We start from the raw sequence: 24,158 nt of genomic DNA, 5'->3' as shown, positions 1-24,158 counted from the left end.
CGAATACCATCCGTAAGCGGTTCCCAATTGGAAAGCTTCGCTATGCTCGGTTGCATGGGGAACGCGTTTCGACCAGAACACCACCAACTTCGATCTGACCCATGAAAATTCACGAATATCAGGCCAAGGCTCTTTTCGCAAAAACCGGCGTTCCCATTCCAAAAGGAATCGTAATCAAGAACGCAGCCGATGCAGCCAAAGCATACGAAGAGCTCGGCACGAAGATTTGCGTGGTCAAGTCTCAGATCCACGCAGGTGGACGTGGACAAGGTCGTTTCAAAGAGCACCCAGAACAGGCCGGTGTTGTTCTTGTTCGCTCAGCTGAAGAGGCTGTCCAGAACGCCGAACGCATGCTCGGCAACACACTTGTCACGATTCAGACAGGTGAAGAAGGCAAGCAGGTCAGCACTGTATACGTTGAGCAGGGTCTGGAAATCGCCCGCGAACTCTACTTTGCGATCGTCGTCGACCGTGAAGCAGGCTTGCCGATGATCATTGCATCCTCCGAAGGGGGAATGGCAATCGAAGAACTGGCACACACGAATCCAGAGAAGATTTTTCGTGAAACATACGATCCTGCAATTGGCCTTCAGCCATATCAGGTTCGTAAGCTGAGCCGCGCGTTGAATCTCGACGCGGCAGCACAGAAGTCTGCGAACGTATTCTTCCCGAAGATCTGCGAATTCTTCGTGAAGAGCGACTCCAGCATGACCGAAATCAATCCGCTGATCGTCACGAAAGATGGTCAGCTTCTGGTTCTCGATGCGAAGGTCACCTTCGACGACAACGCAATGTTCCGTCACAAGGACTTGCTCGAACTTCGCGACCTGAGCGAAGAAGACCCATCGGAAATCCAGGCTGCCAATACTGGCCTGAGCTATGTGAAACTCGACGGCAACATCGGCTGCCTGGTGAACGGTGCTGGTCTCGCGATGAGCACCATGGACCTGATCAAGCTGCACGGTGGCGAGCCTGCCAACTTCCTCGACGTCGGCGGCGGTGCGAATGTGGAACAAGTGACTGAAGCCTTCCGAATCATTCTGGCCGACAAGAACGTGAAAGCGATTCTCGTCAACATCTTCGGTGGAATCATGAAGTGCGACACCATCGTCGAAGCACTTCTGACAGCCTATGACAACATTGGAATTACGGTTCCATTGGTCGTTCGACTCGAGGGAACAAATGTCGAGTTGGCTCGTGACATGCTGGCCAAATCTGGCAAGAAGATCATGACCGGAACGGACTTGACCGACGCTGCACAGAAAGTGGTCGCGACACTCGGTGCCTAGTTCGCCGCCAAAAACTGCTCAGTAAATTCACTGAAAGTTCATTGCCCAACCAGAAATGGTTGGGCAATTTTTGTATAGTCAGTCCTGTTGAACAGTGCCAGACAACTACGAGGTCGCCATGTTTGCAGTTCCACTTCTTCGGGCTCGACAACTTCTGTGCTTGTGCATCAGTCTCGCACTCGTCTCACCCGCACTGCCGATTCAGGCCGAAGATCCGCCCCAAGTCTCGATCCCAGAAGGGGTCAAGTTGAAGACTCCATCGATTCCAGAAGGAGTCGTCGGCGCGATGCGGGAAATTAACGAGAAGCTCGCAGCAAAGGGACCCGCCGACCAGAATGCCGTCCTGTGGCTCATGCAGATTTACGGACCGAACGCGCTCGACGTTCCTTTGGAAGCTGCCACACTGGAGATGCTGGGAATCGAATCAATCTCTGCTCCTTCGCCACTCTATGTGTCGATTCCAGAGTTTATCAATGCTTCAGACGAGATCACTCCCGAACAGGTGAACGATGCGAATGTCAAACTGGAGGATCAACTCATTCTGGCGGGCGAAGCATTGCTCAACACACAGGATGCCGGATTGCTGAAAGGGTATCTTGAAGTGAATCGTGAGTGCCTGAAATCACTGCGAAAGGCTTCGACTCTTCCCTACTATTACGCCCCGTTGATTGACTTCGAAGAGCCCCCTCGACTGATGTCCGCTTCCGTTGTGATTGAGCGGCGTCTCCCGTATCTGATGCGAATGCTTGCTGCCGAGGCGTCGATTGCAGTTCAGGAAGGTCAATTCGATCTCTGCCTCGAGAACGTGATCGCGATCCAGAAACTCGCTCGCCTGTTAGCCAACGGTTCTCCGTTCGAACTGTCAGTCGCCAAAGCTCAAATGATGGAAGCTCTTGGTTACAACGTTGTCAGAGGAATGCTGCAACGAGGTGACCTTACGAAAGATCAGCTCGCTGCCCTTCTGGTGGCTTACAACGAGTTACCTCCTTACCCTTCACCCGCTGAATGCGCTGAGATCGGCGAACGAGCGATCATTCATCAGGAAATTGAACTTCTGCAGCAGGACAAAAACTCTGTCATCGGGTTCTTCGAAGAAGAGGGGGGAGGCGAACCGACCGAAGAACAGATGAAATCAATGGCAGAGGTGAGATTGAAACTCGCCATCGAGCGCGCTGATGAAATTCAAGATCAGGTTGCCAAAGCCTTGGCGACGAGAGATCGTGAAAAACAGAACGAAATGTTTGACCAACTCGACAAAGCATTCGAGGCCTGGGAAAGCACGGTCGACGCCAAGATGGTTGCAATCTCCGCGAACCTCGCTAAGGAGCCCAAGATTGTCAGCCAATGGGTCGGTGAAACGATGGCAATGTCGTTGAGATGCAATTATCGGCAACGTCGCCACTCAGAAGACCGACAACTCATTCGAAATGATCTCTCGGTACTCGGCTTGGCACTGGAACTGTACCAACGAGACAACGGAGAGTTTCCTGAGTCGCTGGACGCCTTGACGCCCGAGATATTGAAAACTCTTCCAGCCGATGCTGCCTCTGGCGGATCGTACATCTATCAGCGAATCTCCCCCAAGGAAGCAAAGCTGATGAGTCTCGGAATCAACCAACGTGACGATGCCGGCCAACTCTACAACGACGACTTTGAAATTTTGCTGAAGTAGCTCTCTCTGGCGATCTTCAACCGCTTCACTTTCGGGCACAAGGGAATTGGTCGACATGCAAGTTGTTCGAAGAGACTTTCTGAAGCTGACGGCAGCAGCTGTACTTTCGTCAGGGTTGTCGCATCGAACTCTTCTGAGTGCAGACGACGTTCCACCTCGAATGAAGCTTGGCCTGGTGACTTACCAATGGGGAAAAGACTGGGATGTCGAGACTCTGATCAACAACTGCGTCGCTGCCAATTTCTCTGGAGTCGAGCTGCGAACCACCCACAAGCATGGAGTCGAACTCGAGCTGAACCAACTGGAACGCGCGACGGTCAAGAAACAGTTTTCAGAATCAGGCATCGCTCCCGTGGGGATCGGCAGTGCCTGTGAATATCACTCCACCGATCCCGCCATTCTGAGAAAGAACATCGACGAGACGAAAGCTTTTGTCAGACTTTCACACGACATCGGTGGATCTGGAGTGAAAGTTCGCCCCAATGCGCTCCCAACGGAGGTTCCAGTCGAGCAGACGATTGAACAGATCGGAGCTGCACTTCGCGAAGTGGCGGCGGATGCAGCTGACTTCGGTCAACAGATTCGAGTCGAAGTTCATGGAAAAGAGACTCAGGAAATCCCGATGATGCACCGCATCATGCAGGCCGCGGATCATCCCAACGTGGGAATCTGCTGGAACTGTAATCCGGCTGATCTGCACGGAGAGGGACTGGCAGCAAATTTCAGATTGTTGCAGGATCGACTGTTTACGGTGCACATCCACGATCTCACCCAACAGACCTATCCCTGGGAAGAACTGTTTCAGCTCCTCAATGGCATCCCGTTCGAAGGATGGACGTTGCTGGAAGATGGCAATGTCCCCAGCGACATCGTCTCGGCAATGCAGGCAAACCGGCAAGAGTGGGAACGGCTGATCCGCGTTGCTCCCGCCGCTCGTTGACTTGCTCAATCGCTTTTAAATGCGGTCCAAAGCGTCGATCCAACCCGCTAATGCGGACACCGTCTCTGACGAAAAGACATGCTTTTCATTATCTTCTGACTCGATCAAAACAGTCGGGAAACTGCGTTTCTGCATCCCCGCAACTGTTTTCTCTACCAGTTGGTAAACGGACTCCACCTTTTTCGAAGTGACACAGGCGAGTTGAAGTGGATACTCCGGATCACAATCTGGAGGTGGGACGCGGACAGCAGCCGAGATGAGCACCAACCCTCGAAAGAGGTCCCGGTATTTGAAGGCCAATTTTGTTGCGAACGGTCCGGAAGCGTCCCGACCGATGGCGACAATTCGCACGGGGTCAATCGAGTATCGTTCCTGCATCACTGAAATCACATCCCGGACCTGACTCTCCTGATCAGCGGACCAGCCACTCACATCCCCTGCTCTGGGCCCAACGAGAATGAACCCGCGGTCGCGGCAGACATCTGACCAAGCCTGCATCATCTCTGGTTCAAACTGATCACCCGGAGGATGGAGCCAAACAACGAGTCCCCATGCCTGATCGGCTCGATACCGTTCAGGCACATAAGCCCAGAACGAAAGCCCTTCGTTCGGAAGCTGATCGTTGAACCTCCCGGTTTTTACTGTCGGTGGAGTATCAGGAGGCCCAGATATTTCGTACTTGACGTCCTTCAGCAATTGACTCGGATAAGCTTCGAGTTTTGCAGTCAGAACCAGAATCTCTTCATCCCGCCTCACAGAGAAAGTTACCTCTTTCCCCGGATCGATCCGTTGCACCTGCTGCGCGAGCTCTTTCGGGGTATTTACGATCACATCTCCGACCTTCTGGATGACATCCCCAGCCTTTAATCCCGCCACTTCCGCAGGGGTCTTTTCCAATACCGCACGAACTCCGACGCCGTTCTGGCTGCTATCAGACTGATTTCGGTCCGGGCGAATCCCCAGATAGGGAAACTGGTATGCTTTCAAACGCTCAGTAAGCGTCAACTGCTTGTTCAGGATCTCGTCACCACGACGAATTGTCATGTGCACGACATCCTTCGCATACAGGCCCCCCACGAGATGCTTCAGGTCATTCAACTTGACCACCGGATGCCCGTTGATTTCTGTCACGACGTCGTCTTGCAGAATTCCAGCTTCATCTGCTGGCGATTCTGGACGGACGTTTTGAACACGAGCATCACTACTGATTGGTCCCCGATCATTAAATCCAATCCCCATCAATCCCGGCCTGAGGGTCTCTTTCTCAATCAAACGGGGAAGTACTTTCTCGATGTCTGCCAGAGGAACGACGAAGCCGATTCCACTGTCGTACCATTCAACGCCGGCCGTCTCACCCTGCTCTTGCGGCGACAGCGGAACAATGATTCCAAGGCACCGGCCGGTGAAGTCGATGAGGGGGCCGCCATAATTCACGGGGGAAGTTTTCGCATCCGTTTGCAGAGCACGTCCCCAGACGCGATCCAACGCACTGATGATTCCCACGGAAATATTGGGAAACTTGGGATCAAACGTTCTTCCAAGTGCGATGACCGTCTTGCCGACCTGAAAATCTTCCTTGGGGACTGCTGTCATCGGTTTCAGGTCAGTCACATTAATCTTCAACAGCGTCAGCATCCGCGAGAAATCGTTCGCGACGATCTCTGCGGCAAATTTTCTCTCATCAGGTAATGTCACAAGAACAGATGAGGGATTCGACAGGAAATTGAACCGGCTCGTCAGGATATAACCATCTTCCCGCACCACGATCCCTGTTGTCGCCCCGGTTCCGGTGAGCAGATCACCAACGAGGTCCACGCCTCCGACAGTCTCTATACGGACGATGGACGCATCAACAGAGGCCACAGCTTTTTGAATGGCCTGCTGTTCCAGGAGGCGTAAATCGGCTGCGTGGGCAATCGATTTCATTGCAGAAAGCAGCACCAGTATGGCAAGTCCGGTTCTCACCAGACGACTCAACGAGTGTGATGCAGATCTCCACGAACCTGACATGACGCACACTTCCTGCACTAGATCGACAATTCGATTCGATGAAATTCGTATCCTGGTGATCCCGGAAGAGAAACCAGAGTTCTGAAACTATTTGTTGCCACGCGGAACCTGAAACGTCACGGAGATCAGTTCTTCATTTCGACGAACAATCAGTTCAAGGTCATCACCCGGAGCAAGAGATTTGAGAACCTGCTCCAAACTCCGAATCGACGGAACCAGTTCTCCGTTGGCAAACACGATCAGATCGTCTGGCTTCAATCCAGACTCGGCGGCCTGAGAACCGTCGACAACCGTTTCGATGTAAGCAGGTGTCCGGAAAACGACGTCAGGGACGAGCACGATTCCGAAATCGATTCCATTAAAACCGACTCGATCTCCAGAAGTGTCCGCGGTGAGCGGATCCGTTCGATGTAAACGGCCAGCGACGATGTCTTCGATCGTTGGACGCAATTCGGAAATGGGGACCGCGTAGTTAATCCAAACGTTGTTGGCATCGCTTTTCACTTGTCGCCCCAACATCGCCAGTAATTTGCCATCGTAGGTGGTCAGTACACCCCCTTCCGCGCCGGGATTGTTCGTCACAGCGTCGGTGATGTAGACCGGCCCCGAATATGGAGCCTGATAGCGGCCACGACGGGCGTTGAGTTCGGTTCGAGCGGAGACAACTCCATGAGTGACCGTGACCGGTTCATCACCGACTGCAACCTTGAACATGTTGCTGAAGGCAAGAACTAACGCTCCGGGGCCAACTGACGTCGCCTGATTCAGATCGAAATAAGACAGCTGATTCGCATCGATCTTGATAACGGCAAGATCCTTTTTTGAATCTGTCCCAATCACTCGACCAAAGAATCGGCGCCCGTCCGCCAGAACGACGGCCACCGTGTCTGAATCGAGAAGGTGACTCCAAACGGTCACGATATGACCATCGGGAGAGACAACAAAACCTGATCCGTAGCTAGCCAGATTCTTCAGTCCACCTGCCCCATAGAGCTTGACCATTCTCGTCTGAACATAGTCGATCGCCTCCGCCGAACTATTCGCCTGTGCGAAGCCAGTGCGATCGATCGACAGGAACTGAAACAACAAGCAGGCAATGAGAATCCGGCTCAAATTAGTCATCATGGCTTGTTCTCTCCCATTGGAGGAGGAGCGAAGAACTGCAAGGAATCGACGCTCAACGTGCCGAAGGGCGCACTTCCATATCGAATGGTCATGGCCTTCGGATACTGAACACCCCCAACATCGACGAGTTCGCCAAAGCGGACTTCACAGGCATCCACACCATCTCCCAATGAGGAATCGAATCCCAGAAGTTGTTTTTTCTCCAAGCTGAAATACCAGCGGCAAGTGACCAGATTACGGGTCGTCACCAGCACGCTGACCTTATCCGCAGAGTCCTCAAAAGGCTCTGTCCCCAAATAGTAGAACTCTGTGAAATAATCCTCGGGATCGGCCAGCAAGTGTTTCAATTGCAACAAGGCAGCGAGCAATCCTCCAGAATTGGGAGGCAGATCGGAGAAGTCTTGCTGAAGCTGTTGGATCGCAAACTGCTCTCCGAATTTGCCTGCAATCGCGTCGGGAAGAAAGCGAATCTCCACCGGAGTCATCTCGTTGATTCGTCCATTCAACGACCATCCGACCGGCTTGCTGGCATAGTCTCCCCAAGCTTTGACGAGGGGCATCAACTGATCCTGACCGAGCTGATTGTAATAGTAGTTCGCAAACTCATGTCGTTTGACGTACATGTGTTTAAACTCTTCTGGCACTTCGTTGTCTGCAGGATGGGGTGCCTGCTCTGGCAAATCAGGTTCTTCTCCGGGCCGCGGCGCTGGCATCTGGGGATCGGCGTCGCCCCCTGCGAGTTCGGCACGACGATGGAGTCCCATCAGTCGAACCTGAATATCAGTTCGCTTCCCATCGCGACGATAGGAAATTGGAACAACCCACCCCTTGGGATAGATGCCGAGAATGTTCTTGAACTGATTCACGCTGCGGATTGGACGCCCGGCGAATGTCAAAATTTCATCATCGCGACGCAGGCCGCGACGGTAGGCTTCCGATGATTCCAGAATTTTGTCAATAACGACAGTTCCATCGGAAGTCGCAGCGACGGTCGCACCGAGCGTTGCATGGTCGACAACACGGCCACTCTTCAAATGATCCAGAAAGTGCATCACCTGATTGATCGAAATCGAATAGCCAGCACCGACGTTGACGCGACCACGCTTCTCTACCGAAATACGACCGTTAATCCCGATGAGTTCACCGTTCATATTGAACAGCGGGCCGCCAGAATTTCCGGGATTAATCGAGGTGTCGACCTGAATACAGTCTGTGTATTCCAGGAACGTTCCAGCGGGGAACTGATATCGATGGACTCCGCTGACAATTCCGTAGGTCACAGTTGGCTGAAAGTCCGTCGCAAGAAGAAATGGGTTGCCCATCGCGAATGTCGAATCGCCTAAACGCACCAGATCGCTATCGCCGATACGAGCATGTGGAAAATCGGTGCGTCCCAAAAGCTGAATCAGCGCGACGTCGCCGGTCGGATCGATCCCGACTGTGACAGCGTCATAAATTTTTCCGTCATTTAAACCGCATTTCATGAACCCGTCCATGCCTTCAATCACATGGAAGTTCGTCACGGCAAACCCATCTGCACTGATCAACACGCCAGAACCACCCCCGTTGCCATCTGATGAAAAGATGGCGACGACACTGGGCGCGGCGGACTTCATGACTTCGATCCGCTTTGCTTCGGCGTCGAGAAGTTCCTGTGGAACTTCGATCTGTTCCGCCGAGACAAGCTGAGCTTGAAATGCGATCAAAAAAATGACCGACATCAGAGAGCGAATTCTGCTCATGCTTCGTGAAGTATTCAAAACCACACTCCAGCAGTGGATCACTGAATCACCTGTGCATCACCCAACGCAAAATGCTCAAGGATGCCTTGTGCCGCTCCCATCGACTCAACCCGAATCGTCAGTTCCCGGACGTCCTTCAGATCCAGCACCAGCTTTTCTGGTGCATCGTTCCATCCAAACTCTTTCGCATAGAGTTCTGAGTTATCGCCGAGAATCACGAGCTTCACCCGCGGATCAAATCGTGGCATGCGGGACACATGTGAAAGTTCGAAACCCGCCGTTGCCTTGAGCTGAGTGAACTCGCGGTTCAATCGAAATCGAACGACTGCTCCAGAGTGCATCCAGAGCCCCTTACGGTATTCCTGGGTCCCAATCGTCAGCGGAAGTTTTCCTCCTGAACCCGATGGAGCATTTCGGCATGTAAACCAGACAACCGGGTCGTTTTCGTGTGGAGGTTTCGAGGCAGATTGATCGAAAGGAAGGTCAGCGAGAAAGCGGATCCGACCTCCCCCAAAATCGATCGACTGCAAGCTCGAAAGTGGAATCGACTGCTTCCCGACAGACGCGGTAGTGATCTGCACAGCTTCGCCTTCAAGACTCAAACTTTCCGCTAACCACTGATCTCCGGTGTGGCTGCGAACTGTCACACGGCGTGCGGGGGGAGGAGCAGAGCGAGATGCGAAAATCAGTCCGAACACCTTCTCGCGAGGGGCAGAAAGCTCCCTTTCTCGAACGATGATCGTGATTGTCGTCGGAGTCATCTTTCCAATTGATCCAGCGACGTAGTCAAGCACATCCCCTTTGCGAATGACCATAAGATCATCACGGGCGTTTCGACTTCGCAAATCTTCCCAACTGCTGCTGACTTTATCGTCGAGAGTAGCGAGTCGCAGACTACTCACCTGCCTGACAGACGCGGTTGCTTTTTCAATTTGCGATGTCGAGAACGTAAAGAGTGTTCCGTCCGACTCAACCTCTTTCAATTGCAGAACGGTTTGGTCTGCTAGAGTCATTGTAAATGGGACGTTATCAGTTGAGGCTCCTGTCACCGGAGGAAAATCGACAGTCATCAGCGACTCACCGATGAGCTTCTCCGTCGTCTCTGCCTGAGAAATCTCGATCCCTTCGAGAGAGATTGAAACCAATGCTCCTTTTCGGGAAGTTCCATCAAGAAGTAACACTGACACTTCAGGAGGAGCAGCGAAAGCGGAAATCACATTGGTGCCAAGAATGATCGATACGGCGCACAGCAGTCGCAGCACTGTTGTCATTTCCAGTTTCAATTCAGCCTCCCCTGCGGATGGGCAAAGGGCCATCCACATTGATCAAAACACAGTGCACTGCCACTTCACTTTTGCGATGAAGACCGAACACGATTTCACCGATGACGGTAAAGCCGATTCATCTGGTCACTCGCACTTCGTTTCGCGATCGCAAATCTAATAAAGACATGGTACAGCGAATATGTGCAATGTGAAAAGACTCTCTGTAGAAAGCTTTATTGAAATCGAGGGTTCCAGCAACGACTGGGCTGCACGCCGAGTGTTGCTGAAACACCAAATTCAGAAAACACTTATCGCCCGGGAGCAGGTCGGTCCGCAAGCTTCTTCAGATACTCCTCAACTGCCTGTCGGTAATGCGACGGGAACTGTTGATCGAGCATATTCTTAGCCGCTTCGCGTGCCTTCGGAGGGAGATCTCCCCAGTGGTCTTTGTGACCGATTTCACGCTTGTCCGTTTCACCAGGCGTTTTCACACCGCCGACGTAAGACTCGGTCGCGGGATCGTTCGGTGCTCCACCTGCAGAACCCGCTGAGGAGGATGAACTCTGCTTCTGCTGGTCTTCCATTTTTTTGATCAGCTCATCGAGAGTTGCGATGATCTTCTCTTCAACTTCCTGCACTCCTTCGTCGGTCTGTTCCAGCGACAGGCGGCGTTCAACATCTCTCATCTGACGGGCGACTTCACCCAGAGTTTTTTCTTCGACGCCAGACAGGTCAGCTTCCATCAACTCTGCGAGTTTTCGATAGCGGACAGGAACATCCTGTGTCTGGTTCTGGAGAATCTGCAACGATTTGAGTCCATCTTCCTTCATGAGAAGATGTTGCTCGCAGACCGCTCTATGAAAAAAGCAACCCGCTGGATCGACAACATACTGTGGATCGATCGTCTGGAAGATCTCGTGGGCCTCGTTATAGGCCGTCAGCAGTGTCAAATGCCTGGCGAGAAAGTAACGCACATTGTTCGTGAGAAGTGGCTCTTGTTGCTCACGCCCGGACATGGAGAGTTGCAGCCGGGCCAAGGCCGGAGTGTACGCCCAATTCCGGCAGCCATCCACGAGACTTCGTGTTTGATCATCGGCGATGTAGTAGGTCCGCATCAGGGTGTCGAAGAGCTGCTCTCCGCTCGGTTTGGCAGAGAACTCCCAACTTGGAGCGACCGCATCCATCACTGGGGATTGCAGAAGCTGGCGATGCTGCAACCAGGACATCACCTCAGCTTTGAGATCTTCGGCAGACGGTGGCGCGAACACCTGACTGGTGTTAATGGAATCCGCAGCGCTGTTCCACGCGAAAGCAGGTTGCTCCCCAATGGAAGTCACTCCTGTCAACGCGATTATAGCTGCGAAAGAAACCACACTTTGTCGCAATATCAGCATTATTGATTCCTGCCGACTGAAAGGTCGTAGGTGGCCTTCTGTATTCTTTCCTGTCGAACACGCAAATCCCGAATGAGCTGCGCCTGCTCGGGAGTTGTGCTCGTTTGTTCAACAACTTCTGTGCCAACCTGCTTGGTGAGCAAGTTAATCTGGAACTGCAGCGATCGAATCAACTTCAATTCTGCAATCTGGTTAATCAGACCGGGTTCCTGTTGCTGTTGTTCCCCTGAATTCTGCCCTTTTTGACTCTCTTCCTGATTCTTCTGCATCTCCTGACGAAGCGATGCAATGAGTTCCTCCAACGTCTCAACAATCATCTTTTCCACAACTTGCGTTGTTTGACCAGTATCTCCCCGGGACAGTCTGGCGGCCACCAGAGTCATATTCTGATGCATTTGTTGGACAGCTTCGGGGAAAGCGACGGAGCTCCCCTCTTCTTTCAGAAGGTGCAGGGCCTTCTCCGCCTCTAATGCGTTGTCTTCCTGCTCTTTACGGATTTTGTCGGATTGTGATGCGTGGTTCTGCTGTACACGATCCGCCGCAGCGATACGGTCCACTCGGATCGTTTCAGCATTAATGTGCTGTTGGCGCTTCAACTGATTCTGAAATCTGGCCTCCAGCATTGTCAGGTAGGAGTCTTTTTCATCTTCCCGCAGCTGCCTGAGAATTTCCTCAAGCTTCGCTTTCATGCGTTCGAGTTGATTGACGGCGGCGTCCTGATTGTCGACAGCACCGTCTTTGTCTTCTTTCTCCAACTTCTCAATAGCTTGCTGCATTTCTTGGCGGGCTTGCTCTAATTCTTCGCGTCCCACTGTCTTTTGGGAATCCTCGGCTCCCTGAGATTCCTGTTGATCTTGAGGTTGCCCTCCCTGAGGACCGCCTTGCTGTGGCTTACCGGATTGCGGTTTTCCACTTTCCGGCTTCCCAGACTGCTGTTCCCCCTGAGACTGCTCGCCGGTTGGAGATTCCGAGGAATTCGGCTCCCCCTGCTCACCGGGATTCCCCTCCGAAGGCGACTTCTCACCCTCTTTACTTTCGGAATCGCCGCCGGGTTGCGACTTTTCGCCGGATGGAGACTTCTCACCGGGTTTCTCTTTGGGCGGGACACCTGAATTCTGATCTGCGTCCTTCGCCTTCCGCTCCTGATCCTGTTCATCGATTTTCTCAGCGAGTTTCAGGGCGTCTCTTTCGACTTGCTCCTGAGCTTCTTTACTTCGCGATGGATTCTTTCCGCGTTGCGTCTCGGCACGCGTATCTTTTTGCCGGGCGATGATGCGATTCGTTTCCTTCAGCAGTTCCTGAACGCGGGCGATTTCTGCGGCGACGCGTTCGCGCTCATCCTGACTTTGCAACAGCCGCATCAGTGTTTTCATGCGGGCGAGAACTTCTTTTTGTCGATCCGCCGCCGGCCCCAGTTGAGGATCGATCTTCCCTCCCTGAGCGTTCTGGCTCCTCAGTAACTCCGAAATCGTCTGCATTTCAGAGAGGATGTTCTGCTCCTGACTCTGAGTTCTAGCCCGGTAGAGCAACTCCGCCTGCTCTGGATCCTTCCGACGCAATTGTTCGCCGACATCGAACAACGACTTCTCAAACCGTTCGTAGTCCCGCAGGAGCTGAATCCCGGAGATGGAAAGATCGGGTGCTGCCGCCGCGGGAGTGGTTTCCGGTGCTGGGGGCTGGGCCGAAACCTCAACGGTGAGAACAGTTAAGAGAAACAGCCCGACACATAGCTGCAGGAATTTTCCGAGTTCTCGTGGCATATCAGCCTCACTTCAACGGCGTCGAGCGGACTCATCCGCTGGCGTGACTTCAATTCAACGGGGTAAAGAAATCGTCTTCTATCCGTCGATTTTCTGTTTCGTCGAGCAACTTCTCTTGCTGCTCAATCATCTTTTGCAAGTTCTGGATCACGTCATTCAAAGTCCCGCGATCTTTCATTTCGGCTAGAATCGAGTCGATTTGCCTTAACAAATTGTCAATCGCTGGAAGAATTTCACTTGTTGCCGCCTGGACTCCACGTTGTCTTTCCACCGCCAGTCGTGCAGCACCTAAACTGCGATCGACCTGCAGGAAGTCGGCTTCATTCACCAAACCGAGCGGCTCGATTACACGACGCTCAATTCGCTCCAGAAGTTCGACCGTATCGATACGATTATTGACCATCTCCTCCCGAAGATCTCGAAACGATACCTCAATTGAGCGAGATTCCGTGTGATTTTTTCTCACCTGATGCAGGCCACGATCGATATAGGCCAGCATAACACTCTTGTCATTATCGCTTTGCGCTGTTTCCGACGCCGATCCAAGGTGCGTCTCCAGCAACGAACGAATTCCATCGATTTCGGAACGGATCTGCTCGAATCGAAGGCGTAACGTCATTTCTCGATCTGCCAGTTGAAATAGCAGTTCATCCGGAGAAACGATTTTGAACGTAAACAGCTCACCTGTCGCAGTATGCGGTCCGTTCATGGTATCCCCGTCCATCGCGTTCACAGCTAGGGCGACTTTCTGCCCTTCCTGAAGTTCGAGAGGGAGGAGATTGAAATATTCGACGTTCAACTCAGGTTTCTGTTTGAGAAAAAACTCCTTCTGCCCTGAAGGTGGTCGCCCCAGAGGTTGACGTAGCTCGATCTCACCATTGTCGATTCTAAATCCGAACCACGCACCGACCACGCCGTAATCATCCGTCAATTTCCCTTCGATCGGGATCGTCGCCATGCGCGTAACGGAAGTTCCGATTCCTGTTCTGCGAGTATCAACAACAGGCAGCTGATCGACGATCCCATGCACTGTCAGCGTCGTCGTTTCCTGGCTGTAAATCTGATCCTCGTCCACTAATGAAATCTGAATGACGTCATCTGGAGCGACTGGAAGAGGGAACTTGACGGATTCGTTCAATTCCGCCAACTGGACGCCAGTACTCGCGCTCACAACGAGAGGAACATGAAATTTTCTGTTGTCTGAGTCGATGAACGAAGACGCCTGCTGCTCGACAGGTAACACCTTGATGTCCCCTGTCGCTGCATTGAGCAGCTTCAAGGTGGTTGGAATTTCGGAACGGGTTCCATCAATCTGATCAAAACCGAACGAGAGTTCGAAGCCCTTCGTGCGAACAAACGCTTTCAGGATCGGTTTATTCAGCGAGGCTGTGAGGTCAAACTCCGTCTCCATCGGAAGGGCAACCATCATTCCAACCACGCGCACCAGTTGGTCCTCCAGCCCATCCATTCCTGTGTAGCTGGGGTAGTCGCATTTCAGATCAATTGAATCGACCTGAGGGGCGTTCACCACCTGGATACGAAATGGAGTCCGATTGACGTAATCGCCCCCGCGGAACCAGAGTTCCTGATCGTTGACGACACGGATTAACGTGTGGCGAAACTCTGATTCCCCCAAACGGGACATCGTGACGTTTCCACGTTGCTGCGTCGTGCCGCTGAAGCCAAGAAACTGCATCGTCACCTGCGACGGGGAAAGCGTCTCCGCTGGAACATCCGCAACAATCTGTAAATCGGAACCGCGGGGATGTTTGTAAACGCCGTCCTGATCGAACTGAATGGGACGATCGCCGGGCTGCGCGATCACGTAGACATGGAGGTCATTTTGGCGAAACGGCTCCCAGTAATCATTCTTTCCGAGAATGTAGGCGTTGTACCATCGCTCCATCGCTTGAGTGTTTGTCGCTCCCAGAATCAGAACCGAGGCGAGCAACGTGAGCGCGATGACCATCCGCTGACGAAGCGGTCCTGATCTCGTCGTTTCTCGTATACGCACAGAAGAAAGCTTCGAGACCGCCTCTTCAATGGTCCGATCAAGCATCTGCGAAGTAGGGCCTGCAGGGGCCCGGTCCGCGAGTTGAACTGCGGTAATCAGCCGGTCATTGAGTTCAGGAAACTGACGTTCGAGTGCCAGTGCGAGATCGGCAGGCTGCATCCGTTTCAACAGTTTTGAACTGATCCACGAGACAGCAGTTCCAACGAGAACAGCCCCCATACAGATCGATGCGAGACTGCGGAACCACCCCGGCAATTCAAGGTTGCTTAGCTTGAAATAGGCGAGGTCGATAAGAAACGATCCCCAGAACAGAGCGCAGGCGATGGCGATGGTTGCTGCGAGCCCTTCCAACAGGACATACCGTCGAATCCATCGCCGCAGGCGACTAAGTATATTCTGAATCTCGGGTCGAATCTGACTCACTGACGATGTCTCAGGTTCATAAGGAACGAAATCTCGAACATCCGCATGACGTTACGCCAACTTCAACAACTTTCTGGTCAACCATTCCAGAGATAACAGCAAGGCAAGCAACCCCATCATCCATCCCCGGTCCCAGAGTTCCTGAATCCGCTGATCGACAATCACCCGTTCCCCTTTGTTTGGAAACAGGTCTGCAACTCTGGTAACTGCATCTTCCAGCCGGAGATACTCCCCCGCTGTCCCATCAACAAGTCGCTTGAGCACTTCAACATCTTGCACCAGCGACGCAGCTTCCTGTCTGGGAAGCTGCATGTCGATTTCCGTCGTGACTTTCTCGCTGGAATCCGGCAAATCAAACTCGAGACGGTATCGCCCGGGCATCTGAGGACGGAAGTCGCCAGCAAATTCGGCGGGGCGTGACGGATCACGGCGGAGTTGTGGAGAAGGGACCACGGGTGCTCCTCCGCTTGTGAATGCATCGACAGTCAGCACGTCAGAAACCAATGGTTGAAACTGCGGCGTCAGAGCGCGAACGCGCAGGGGAATCGTCTGCCCCAAAACAAATTCCCGGCCATCCAGCAAGAACATTCCGCGTTGAAGTCCACGCTTGGAACGACCTTCAGCAGCTTTGCGGACGAATTTCGTCCAGAGTCGTTCAAGATAAGCTGTATCGACTGACCGCAGCCTCCAGAGTTCAGGACTGCCGACATACAAAACCTGCCCCTGCCCATAGCGTTGGCCTGCAAAGACGATTGGCTGCCCTCCATTGCCTCGCGACAGGGGATCGGAGAATTCGGCGTAAACAGTCGCCCCAGCCTTGGCTCCCTGAGTTGGATAGACCAAGCAGATTCCGGGGAATTGACTCCATGCGTCTTCTTCACCCGTTTCGACCAACTTCAGAAACTGAGCGACCTGCCCCTCCTGCGTGAACGCCAGTGGAAACGTTGACTTCGCGGACTCGCGGCTGTTCAATCGCAAACTGATCTCTTCAAGAACAACCGGGTACAGCTTTCGAATTGCATCCAGACCATCGTCACCGGCCAGTTCCGGAGTGAAGACGTCGCCAGCGACCGCCAGCAGCCCTCCCCCTTCATTGGAAATCCAGTTCGTCAGATTTTGATGCTGTTCTGGAGTCAACATCGACCAGTCTGGGTCGAAGGCCAGCAGAACATCGAATTCGTAAAGAGCCTCAATGGTATCAGGAAACCGATAGAGCAACTCATCTGATTCCTGACTGACCCCTGGACTGGCAGACTGCAACCAGACACTGGTCTCCATCGACGGATGGCGATAAAGAATCGTACGGGCATAACGGTAATCCCGGGATGGTCCTCCTGCGACAATCAACACTCTCATCGGCCGATCGAAAATGTTGACCGATCGAGTGAGCTGATTATCGTCTTCACGTGTTTCGCCTCCCCCTTGCAACCGGGCGCGAACAGTAAATTCGAATGTGCCCCCATCAGCTGGCTTCAGGTCGAACGTGAATTCCTTTGACGCCCCGTCTTCTCCCAGCGTTTCGTCCTGCTGCAAGACGACGGTCGGTTCAGGATCATCGGGGCCTTGCTGGAGTAACTCGACCGTCACACTTTTCCCAGCGGCTCCTGTCCCTCGGACAACGGCCGACAGTTCGAAGGCATCTCCCTTCTGAACATCCGTCGGCGCGATAATGCGAGCAATTTCGAGATTCACAGGTGGTTCGGTGCTTCCGACACCGACCGCAACAAGTCGAGCCCCCTGCTCTTTCGCGCGATCTCGAGGAACCTGAACATCGCGACCAGCGTTCGATGAGCCGTCACTGAGCAGAAGCACGCCAGAGAGAGTTGGTGATTTTGCTTCCACCAGCAGCGTATCTAGCGAATCGCCCAGCCGGGTTGTCATCCCGGTCGGCTCAACCATCTTCGGCCAATCCGGTTTCACATCATTTTCTGCAGGCTGATTGATCGCGGCGGATGAGATTGATTTCCCATCGGAAGCATCAAATCGGCTCGAAAATCGAAAGAGCAGTTCACTGACATCCGAGTCAAACGCATAAACATCCACCGAATGTTGTTCACGCAATTTCTCGATGAGAGGCGTCTTATCGAGGAGTTCGACCACCGCAGCCGATCGCGTCCGCGGTGTTTCAGTTGTATTGCGAGGATCTGTTTCCGGCTGCTGCATCGATTGGGACTTGTCGACCAGAACGATCACCCGGGAATCACGGTATGCATCGGTTTGTGTCCGCTCGTGCGGATTGAGTGCGACGACAATTGCAGTGGCGAGAAAGACGAGACGCAAGCAGGATAGAGCAATTGACCAACCCCGTCCGACGATCCGCTGGTCTCTCAGTGCGAACCAGATTGTCGTCCCCATCGCGAGGAGCAGCAGTACGATCGGAATCCAGTCCGTCCAGACGTAGGGAAGATCCCACTCGATCGAAGAGGTTGTCAGCTCATTGCCAACTTGCGCCAACGAAGGAGCAACCATGAAAGGAGTAATCAGGGAAGTGGCAACTTGGGAGTACAATCGCAACCCTTATCATTCTCAGCGATGGTGAACTTTCAGATTGTCGATTGTCAGGTGATTACAGGCAAGACCAGGGCAGCCGGTTTCAGAATTTCCAGCTCAACTCGTTTTACTGAAAACTCCTCAACAGGACACACTCGAAGCCAGCCGATCATATCAACACAGTCCGTTGTCCGAAACTCCAGCAACTGGTCAGACACCGGCTCTTCGCCTACGCCTCATTGGCCCAGCTGGGCAGAGAGTGCGTTCAACACCTCTTCCGCTGCCGGATAGGGAGAATCGCACACTTTTTTGAGTGGAATCGCGACATCGTCCATCCGGTAAATGGTGCCAGACGTATGAACTCCCGGAACACAGACGCGAATCCGGACCGACGACCCCATCGCCACGCATTGATGCAACAAATCGAGCCGGATTGTTGGGATCTTGCCGAGATGTTCAACAGATGCTTCCGAGAGGTGTTCCAGAGCCCCTGTTCCCACAATCACACAGCAGTCAGCAATCCCCCTTGAAAGGAGAGATTCTGCCGAAAATTCGCCGGGGAGATACTCAGGGAAGCCCTGCTGAAAACTGACCGCAAACGGAAATCCGGTCTGCCAGGTGACTACGTTTTCCGCTCCCGGATTTCCCATGGGCCGAACAGTGAATCTGCTGAAACCATTCAACTCGGTCACCAGCCGGTAAAGCGATTCGAACGCCACCTGACTGGTCGCGTCCGTAGCAAAGTCGTTGCCAACGAAAACCACACCGTATCGACAGCCTTTCATACGTGCGGCCAATTGACGCAAGTCGTTCATTGGAAGCGACGATTCGCCTTCCGGTTCCCAGCGTTCATCCCGCACAAGCATCCTCAATGCCGCGACAGAGGAATGATTGAGGCTGCGATCAAGACGCAGCGAGACATCAACCATTCTTTCCGTCTCAGTAGCCGCATCATTGATCAAATATAGCGTCCGGTTCGCTCGCCCTTCAGGAAGGAATTCGCTGACAGGATCCGCGGTATAGCGTTCCAAATGGCGGGGAAAAGCAACGACCGGGTCTGCCCCCCAGTAGATCACAAGATCGGCCCGTTGTTTCACTTCACCCAGTGTGCAGGTGGACATCCCAACTTGCTGAAATGCCAGTGTTGAAGCGGTGAGAAGGGGACTTCCGGAGGTGTCAATCACTCCGCGAGTTTGCTCAGCCAGCCGAATGGCAGCTCGATGAATCTCAGTGGTCATTCCCTGAAGACCTGCGATCACTGGAGCGCGGCTTTTCTTCAGGATTTCCGCCGCTTCGAAGACTGCCGCTTCCAGCGACGCTTCCTCGCTACCAATCTCGGCCACTGGGGGCAGAAACGCATTCAACTTCTGGTATGTCGACGTTGCCAGCGGACAGGCGTGCTGGCTGCTGACAATCTGATTCTTTTCAACTTGCAGCTGGAGGTCATCACAGACGCAACCGCAAAGTGAACAAGCTACCTCTCGAAAAATCACCATTGATCGCGCCCGTGCACCCTGTCGTCTTAGCGGGTAGTTGTCGCTGCTGCAGAGAAAAATGAATCTGAATTTTGTGACATAAGTCGCTGCAAGCACTCCAATTGCAAGATGAATTTAAGCAGTTTATAGAATAAACCGCCAACCGAATTTCAAGAAATCAAAATCAAGGTGGTTTCTTTCAGTGAATCTCTCGATAGAATTTCCGGTGCGACTCATGCATCAACACTTCGATCGAGGCGTCGAACCTTGCTTTGAGAAGTGTCTTTCAGAGGACCAAGCCTGAAGTTCTTTGCTATGGCAACTTTTGCGTTTGTTTCAGACTTACATCTCTTCGCGAGTCGTTCCACAGCTTACAGCCACTTCGACGAATTGATCGCTGCGTCCAAACGATCGGACCGCTGTATTCTCGGGGGCGATATCTTCGATTTCAGGTGGTCCCGCTACCGCTCGCCGGATGCCACCGCAGACGCAGCGATCGAGTGGTTGCAAACCTTTATCAACAGTACCGGAAACTGTGAGATCCATTTCCTACTGGGGAATCACGACGACCATCCGCTGATGCACGAACGACTCCCAACGCTGGCTTCAAATTTCCCTCGGTTCCAATGGAGTCGTTTTTACCACCGCCTGGGCGACACCCTTTTTCTCCACGGGGATGTGGCAGACCGAAAAATGACAGCAGAGGGACTGGAGCAACAACGAGACAGTTTTCATCACGGTTCACGCTCCCCGATCCAGCACCGACTCTATGACATGGCGGTGAAGGCGAACCTGCATTTGCTCCCTCCAACTGCGGCCTATCCGAGAAAAACGGTCGCAAAACGGATCCTCTCTTATATGGATCAAATCGGACATGGCCCGGACTCGGGAATCAAGCATGTCTGCTTCGGACACACCCATCGCCCGATCGACAATTACCAGCTCGGTGACATCACGTTCCACAATTGCGGGGCTCCGATCGGCAAAGGAAATTTCCGCATCGTTCACAGAGAGGTCGATACATCTGACATCCCGGAACTGTCGCCTCTTTCCCGGTAATTTCTCGATCACACAGAACTGCTGTTTTCGCCAACTGTGTGATTTTCTAAGATCCCCGCAGCATTGAAATTCCAAACCGCCCGTCAAGACCATCGGGCCGCAACCATCGGAATTTCACAATGCGATTCAGTAGTCTTCAGCTGGGGATGTGATTGTGTCGTTGAGAGTTGTCATGATGGGAACGGGCGCCTTCGCGTACCCAGCGTTCCAGGAGCTCATCCAGTCGACTCATCAGGTCGTTGGCCTCGTCACTCAGCCCGATCGCGTCGGCGCAGGACACCACCAGCACGTTAATCCATTAAAAGAGCTGGCCATTGCCCATCAGATCCCGGTCTTTCAGCCTGAAAAGGCAAATGCGCCAGAGAGTCTGCAGCGACTCCGGGATTTTCAGGCAGACATCTTCGTTGTCGCAGCGTATGGTCAGATCCTTTCCGCAGACCTGCTTGGAATCCCGCGGCTCGGTGCGATCAACCTGCATGGCTCTCTACTTCCAAAATATCGCGGAGCCGCCCCAATCCAGTATTCCGTCTGGAAAGGGGAAGTTGAAACGGGGATTACGGTGTTCCAGATCGAACCGAAACTCGACGCTGGCCCGATTCTTGGAGTCGTTAAAACTCAGATTGGTCCTAAAGAAACCAGTGGCGAACTGCATGATCGGATGGCCCAACTGGCAGCCCCGTTGACGATTGAGGTTCTGAGCGACATTGAATCTGGGAATGTCAAACAACTGTCGCAGGACACCGCTCTCGTCACAAAGTCTCCGAAGATCCGCAAAGACGAAGGAAATATTCAATGGGACCTGACGAGTCAGGAGATTGGGTGGCACGTTCGGGCCATGCAACCCTGGCCAATGCCCTTCACCTTTCTCCACCTGCCTGACCGCAAACCGATCCGCTTGTTAGTGCTGGATGTCGACCCCTGCGAGAATTCGAAGTTACTCGCTTCTTCCCCCGGAACGGTCGCGGCTTTCAACAATGAACTTCATGTCCGAACGGGCGATGGAGTTGTCAAAATCAATTCACTTCAGCCTTCTGGAAAGCGGGCGATGAATGCGGACGATTTCCTCCGAGGGACTCCCGTTAGTGCAGGACGTTTCGAACGCGAGTGATGACAGATCGGTCTGAGTTTCTCAATTTCTTCGAATCCCGACGACTGATTCGGGATGAGGTCTCTGCTGATTCGGAGGTCCTTCGATCACGGCTCGCAGAGTCTGTTCAGGCAATTCACCAGCGATATTCGAGTTCAACTTCCATTGCCATCATCCTCGGGAGTGGACTGGGGCGATTCGTTGATGAATTATCGGTCGATGAAATCATTCCTTATGAGGTGATTCCGCACTTCAGAAAATCGACTGCGCCGGGACATGCAGGTCGACTCGTCTGTGGACGACTGGAAGGGGTTCCAGTTTTTGTACTTCAAGGTCGGTTCCATTTTTACGAAGGCTATTCAACCGACGATGTGACGTACCCAGTGCAGTTGCTCGCGGCATTAGGCGTTCAGGAACTGATTCTGACATGCGCTGCGGGTGGCTTGTCCTCTGGAATGTGTGTCGGGGATCTCATGTTTCTGAGAGACCATTTGAATCTTCAGCATCCGAAAACTCCGGTTCACCCGAAACAGGACTCAATACTTCAATCTCCTTATCACGTCGCAACGACGGCCATTCTCTGCCGAATCGCCAATGAAATTGGTGTGCGATCCCGGACAGGGACTTATCTATCCGTACTTGGACCGAATTATGAAACTCGCGCCGAACAGCGGTTTCTAAGTCAATTTGCCGATTCGGTCGGCATGTCGATGGTAGCGGAGGGAATGACTGCCCAAGCACTGGGAATGAAAGTATCCGGCATCGCGACCATCACGAATCTGTGTACTCCTGACACCCCTCAGACAACAGACGCGGAACATGTCTGTTCAGCGGCGGAGCAGACGGTCCCCGCGTTTACCAAGCTTCTTTGCGAGTATTTCCGGTCACTGGCGTCCGAGGATCGCTGACACGCTCCCGATCATCAGCATTCACAAAAAAAGCCCTCGTCCGATGATCGAACGAGGGCTGAATTCATCGCTGAACGGACACTACAGTCCGAGTACATCTGACATCGTGTAAAGTCCTGCAGGTTTTCCAGCAGCAAATTTCGCAGCAGCTAACGCACCGTAGGCATAGCTGTCGCGGCTTTGCCCACGGACGTACACTTCAAGTGTCTCGCCGAGCATTCCGAAAATGATCTGGTGTTCGCCGACATTGTCACCGGTTCGCAATGCGTGGTAACCAATCTCGTTTTGTGGGCGTTTGCCTGTCTGACCTTCTCGCCCGTGGACGTGCTCTGTCTGTCCCATCTCTTCGGCGACAATCTGACCGAACTTCAATGCGGTCCCGCTGGGAGCATCTTCCTTATAGCGGTGATGGCGTTCAACGATTTCCACATCCACGCCACTTGGAAGATCCTTGAGTGCGCGACCCGCTTGCGCTACAAGCTTCATCGCCAGGTTCACTGCCATGCTCATGCTGGGTGAGAAAACAACTGCGGTTTCCTGTGCAGTCGACAGGATAATTTCTTTCTGCTCAGGCGACAGGCCTGTCGTCGCTTCCACAAGAGGAATTCTTCGTTCAGCGCAGATCCCTGCGATGTGAATCGCCGCTTTCGGAACAGAGAAATCGATGACTGCGTCAACTCGTTCTGTCAGTTCCGATGTGATCGCCACCCCGATTGAACCGATCCCTGCGACCTCACCCGCGTCTTTGCCGAGAGCAGAACTTCCTGCGTGCTCGAGTGCGGCAGCAACTTTCAACGCCGGATCAGCGGCAGCCAATGCAACCAATCGTTGTCCCATGCGGCCAGCAGCGCCGTTGATCGCAATTCGAATCACGTCAGACATTCCAATTTCCGTTATCTCGTTCAGTTGATCTTCTGTTGTGGGAGATGAGTGAGCCGATCTCATCTCGCTGCAGCACAGAATAACAAATTTTCGACGGCAGCGTATCTACGAAAGGGGAACATGCGTCACCTGCATGGAATCCAGATCCACAACAGCAAAGGTATACGGGTCAGCACGGAAAAGTGCCCCTGGATTCAAGACGAGGGTCGGGCCGACCTGATGAAATTCATATCGATGGGTATGACCGTAGCAGACAAGATCGTATTTTCCGGAGTTGACCGTTTCCTCAAATCTTGAGTAATCGTCTCCGTGCAACATCGCGATCTTCTTTCCCCCAAGATCGAGTTCACCAAATCGGCCATGACAGAAATGACCCGCTTCCTGAATCGCGAGCCTTAGATCCTGAGTGTGGGTATCGCAATTTCCGAAAACGTAGTGTGTCGGCCATTCGACAAACAACGGAACAATTCCGGCCGATACAATATCCCCACAGTGCAAAACCGCTGAGAGGTCGTAGTCAGCGAGTTTAGTGACTGCCTGCAACGTGTTTTGAATGCTCCCGTGGGTATCGCTGACCACACCGATTTTCATGACATCACCTTCTTGAATTTCGCCCCATCCCG

17 protein-coding genes are annotated in these 24,158 nt (G+C 53.0%); 6 read left to right on the top strand and 11 right to left on the bottom strand.

Annotation, left to right across the window (positions count from 1 at the left end):
• Positions 1-101: 101 nt before the first annotated feature.
• The 3 genes from sucC to SH668x_RS04620 all read left to right on the top strand — a co-directional run bounded on the left by sucC (position 102) and on the right by SH668x_RS04620 (position 3,901).
• Positions 102-1,289: an ADP-forming succinate--CoA ligase subunit beta gene (gene sucC, locus SH668x_RS04630; protein ID WP_437187529.1), complete on the top strand. Its 1,188-nt coding sequence runs from the start codon at positions 102-104 to the stop codon at positions 1,287-1,289.
• A 118-nt stretch (positions 1,290-1,407) separates the two neighbouring features.
• The gene (locus SH668x_RS04625; protein ID WP_437187528.1) at positions 1,408-2,961 is read left to right on the top strand and encodes a hypothetical protein; all 1,554 of its coding nucleotides are present in this window, start codon (positions 1,408-1,410) and stop codon (positions 2,959-2,961) included.
• Positions 2,962-3,016: 55 nt separating this feature from the next.
• Entirely contained in the window at positions 3,017-3,901 is an 885-nt protein-coding gene (locus SH668x_RS04620) for a sugar phosphate isomerase/epimerase family protein (RefSeq protein ID WP_437187527.1), read from the top strand.
• A 15-nt stretch (positions 3,902-3,916) separates the two neighbouring features.
• Here SH668x_RS04620 and SH668x_RS04615 read toward each other — a convergent pair whose 3' ends face one another.
• From SH668x_RS04615 to SH668x_RS04575, 9 genes are all read right to left on the bottom strand, one after another.
• Positions 3,917-5,911 (bottom strand): PDZ domain-containing protein, encoded by a 1,995-nt coding sequence (locus tag SH668x_RS04615; protein WP_437187526.1) that lies wholly within the window; start codon positions 5,909-5,911, stop codon positions 3,917-3,919.
• 87 nt (positions 5,912-5,998) lie between these two features.
• Entirely contained in the window at positions 5,999-7,036 is a 1,038-nt protein-coding gene (locus tag SH668x_RS04610) for a S1C family serine protease (protein WP_437187525.1), read from the bottom strand.
• On the bottom strand, positions 7,033-8,757 hold the full coding sequence (locus SH668x_RS04605; RefSeq protein ID WP_437187524.1) for a S1C family serine protease: 1,725 nt from the start codon (positions 8,755-8,757) through the stop codon (positions 7,033-7,035). Before SH668x_RS04605 ends, SH668x_RS04610 begins: the two co-directional genes overlap by 4 nt.
• 59 nt (positions 8,758-8,816) lie before the next feature.
• Positions 8,817-10,049, bottom strand: a complete 1,233-nt coding sequence (locus SH668x_RS04600) for an NPCBM/NEW2 domain-containing protein (RefSeq protein ID WP_437187523.1) — start codon at positions 10,047-10,049, stop codon at positions 8,817-8,819.
• 302 nt (positions 10,050-10,351) lie between these two features.
• Entirely contained in the window at positions 10,352-11,437 is a 1,086-nt protein-coding gene (locus SH668x_RS04595; RefSeq protein WP_437187522.1) for a hypothetical protein, read from the bottom strand.
• The gene (locus SH668x_RS04590; protein WP_437187521.1) at positions 11,437-13,197 is read right to left on the bottom strand and encodes a hypothetical protein; all 1,761 of its coding nucleotides are present in this window, start codon (positions 13,195-13,197) and stop codon (positions 11,437-11,439) included. The genes SH668x_RS04595 and SH668x_RS04590 overlap by 1 nt, the downstream gene beginning before the upstream one ends.
• Before the next feature lie 49 nt (positions 13,198-13,246).
• Positions 13,247-15,634 carry a hypothetical protein gene (locus SH668x_RS04585; RefSeq protein WP_437187520.1) on the bottom strand — a complete coding sequence of 796 codons (2,388 nt, stop codon included), beginning with the start codon at positions 15,632-15,634 and terminating at the stop codon, positions 13,247-13,249.
• Positions 15,635-15,685: 51 nt separating this feature from the next.
• Complete coding sequence (locus SH668x_RS04580) at positions 15,686-18,142, bottom strand: hypothetical protein (protein ID WP_437187519.1); 2,457 nt, start codon at positions 18,140-18,142, stop codon at positions 15,686-15,688.
• A 218-nt stretch (positions 18,143-18,360) separates the two neighbouring features.
• The gene (locus tag SH668x_RS04575) at positions 18,361-19,620 is read right to left on the bottom strand and encodes a formylmethanofuran dehydrogenase subunit B (protein ID WP_437187518.1); all 1,260 of its coding nucleotides are present in this window, start codon (positions 19,618-19,620) and stop codon (positions 18,361-18,363) included.
• 294 nt (positions 19,621-19,914) lie between these two features.
• Between SH668x_RS04575 and SH668x_RS04570 the strand changes: the two genes are divergently transcribed.
• From SH668x_RS04570 to SH668x_RS04560, 3 genes are all read left to right on the top strand, one after another.
• Positions 19,915-20,658 carry a metallophosphoesterase gene (locus tag SH668x_RS04570; RefSeq protein ID WP_437187517.1) on the top strand — a complete coding sequence of 248 codons (744 nt, stop codon included), beginning with the start codon at positions 19,915-19,917 and terminating at the stop codon, positions 20,656-20,658.
• A 172-nt stretch (positions 20,659-20,830) separates the two neighbouring features.
• Positions 20,831-21,766, top strand: a complete 936-nt coding sequence (gene fmt, locus SH668x_RS04565; RefSeq protein ID WP_437187516.1) for a methionyl-tRNA formyltransferase — start codon at positions 20,831-20,833, stop codon at positions 21,764-21,766.
• Complete coding sequence (locus tag SH668x_RS04560; RefSeq protein ID WP_437187515.1) at positions 21,766-22,653, top strand: purine-nucleoside phosphorylase; 888 nt, start codon at positions 21,766-21,768, stop codon at positions 22,651-22,653. Before fmt ends, SH668x_RS04560 begins: the two co-directional genes overlap by 1 nt.
• An 81-nt stretch (positions 22,654-22,734) precedes the next feature.
• On the opposite strand, the gene dapB is transcribed toward SH668x_RS04560, so the two are convergent.
• Complete coding sequence (gene dapB / locus SH668x_RS04555) at positions 22,735-23,535, bottom strand: 4-hydroxy-tetrahydrodipicolinate reductase (RefSeq protein ID WP_437187514.1); 801 nt, start codon at positions 23,533-23,535, stop codon at positions 22,735-22,737.
• Positions 23,536-23,640: 105 nt separating this feature from the next.
• Entirely contained in the window at positions 23,641-24,126 is a 486-nt protein-coding gene (locus SH668x_RS04550) for a YfcE family phosphodiesterase (RefSeq protein WP_437187513.1), read from the bottom strand.
• Between the last annotated feature and the right edge of the window lie 32 nt (positions 24,127-24,158).

It is taken from the genome of Planctomicrobium mucosum (assembly GCF_051466335.1).
Lineage (GTDB): Bacteria > Planctomycetota > Planctomycetia > Planctomycetales > Planctomycetaceae > Planctomicrobium.
The sequence above is the reverse complement of the archived record's forward strand: the minus strand, read 5'-3'. Positions and strand labels throughout refer to the sequence as shown.

Bases quoted from the DNA above. Each gene is read 5' to 3' on its own strand.
- sucC (WP_437187529.1), top strand. From the start codon at position 102: ATGAAAATTCACGAATATCAGGCCAAGGCTCTTTTCGCAAAAACCGGC.
- SH668x_RS04625 (WP_437187528.1), top strand. From the start codon at position 1,408: ATGTTTGCAGTTCCACTTCTTCGGGCTCGACAACTTCTGTGCTTGTGC.
- SH668x_RS04620 (WP_437187527.1), top strand. From the start codon at position 3,017: ATGCAAGTTGTTCGAAGAGACTTTCTGAAGCTGACGGCAGCAGCTGTA.
- SH668x_RS04615 (WP_437187526.1), bottom strand. From the start codon at position 5,911: ATGTCAGGTTCGTGGAGATCTGCATCACACTCGTTGAGTCGTCTGGTG.
- SH668x_RS04610 (WP_437187525.1), bottom strand. From the start codon at position 7,036: ATGATGACTAATTTGAGCCGGATTCTCATTGCCTGCTTGTTGTTTCAG.
- SH668x_RS04605 (WP_437187524.1), bottom strand. From the start codon at position 8,757: ATGTCGGTCATTTTTTTGATCGCATTTCAAGCTCAGCTTGTCTCGGCG.
- SH668x_RS04600 (WP_437187523.1), bottom strand. From the start codon at position 10,049: ATGACAACAGTGCTGCGACTGCTGTGCGCCGTATCGATCATTCTTGGC.
- SH668x_RS04595 (WP_437187522.1), bottom strand. From the start codon at position 11,437: ATGCTGATATTGCGACAAAGTGTGGTTTCTTTCGCAGCTATAATCGCG.
- SH668x_RS04590 (WP_437187521.1), bottom strand. From the start codon at position 13,197: ATGCCACGAGAACTCGGAAAATTCCTGCAGCTATGTGTCGGGCTGTTT.
- SH668x_RS04575 (WP_437187518.1), bottom strand. From the start codon at position 19,620: ATGGTGATTTTTCGAGAGGTAGCTTGTTCACTTTGCGGTTGCGTCTGT.
- SH668x_RS04570 (WP_437187517.1), top strand. From the start codon at position 19,915: ATGGCAACTTTTGCGTTTGTTTCAGACTTACATCTCTTCGCGAGTCGT.
- fmt (WP_437187516.1), top strand. From the start codon at position 20,831: ATGATGGGAACGGGCGCCTTCGCGTACCCAGCGTTCCAGGAGCTCATC.
- SH668x_RS04560 (WP_437187515.1), top strand. From the start codon at position 21,766: ATGACAGATCGGTCTGAGTTTCTCAATTTCTTCGAATCCCGACGACTG.
- dapB (WP_437187514.1), bottom strand. From the start codon at position 23,535: ATGTCTGACGTGATTCGAATTGCGATCAACGGCGCTGCTGGCCGCATG.
- SH668x_RS04550 (WP_437187513.1), bottom strand. From the start codon at position 24,126: ATGAAAATCGGTGTGGTCAGCGATACCCACGGGAGCATTCAAAACACG.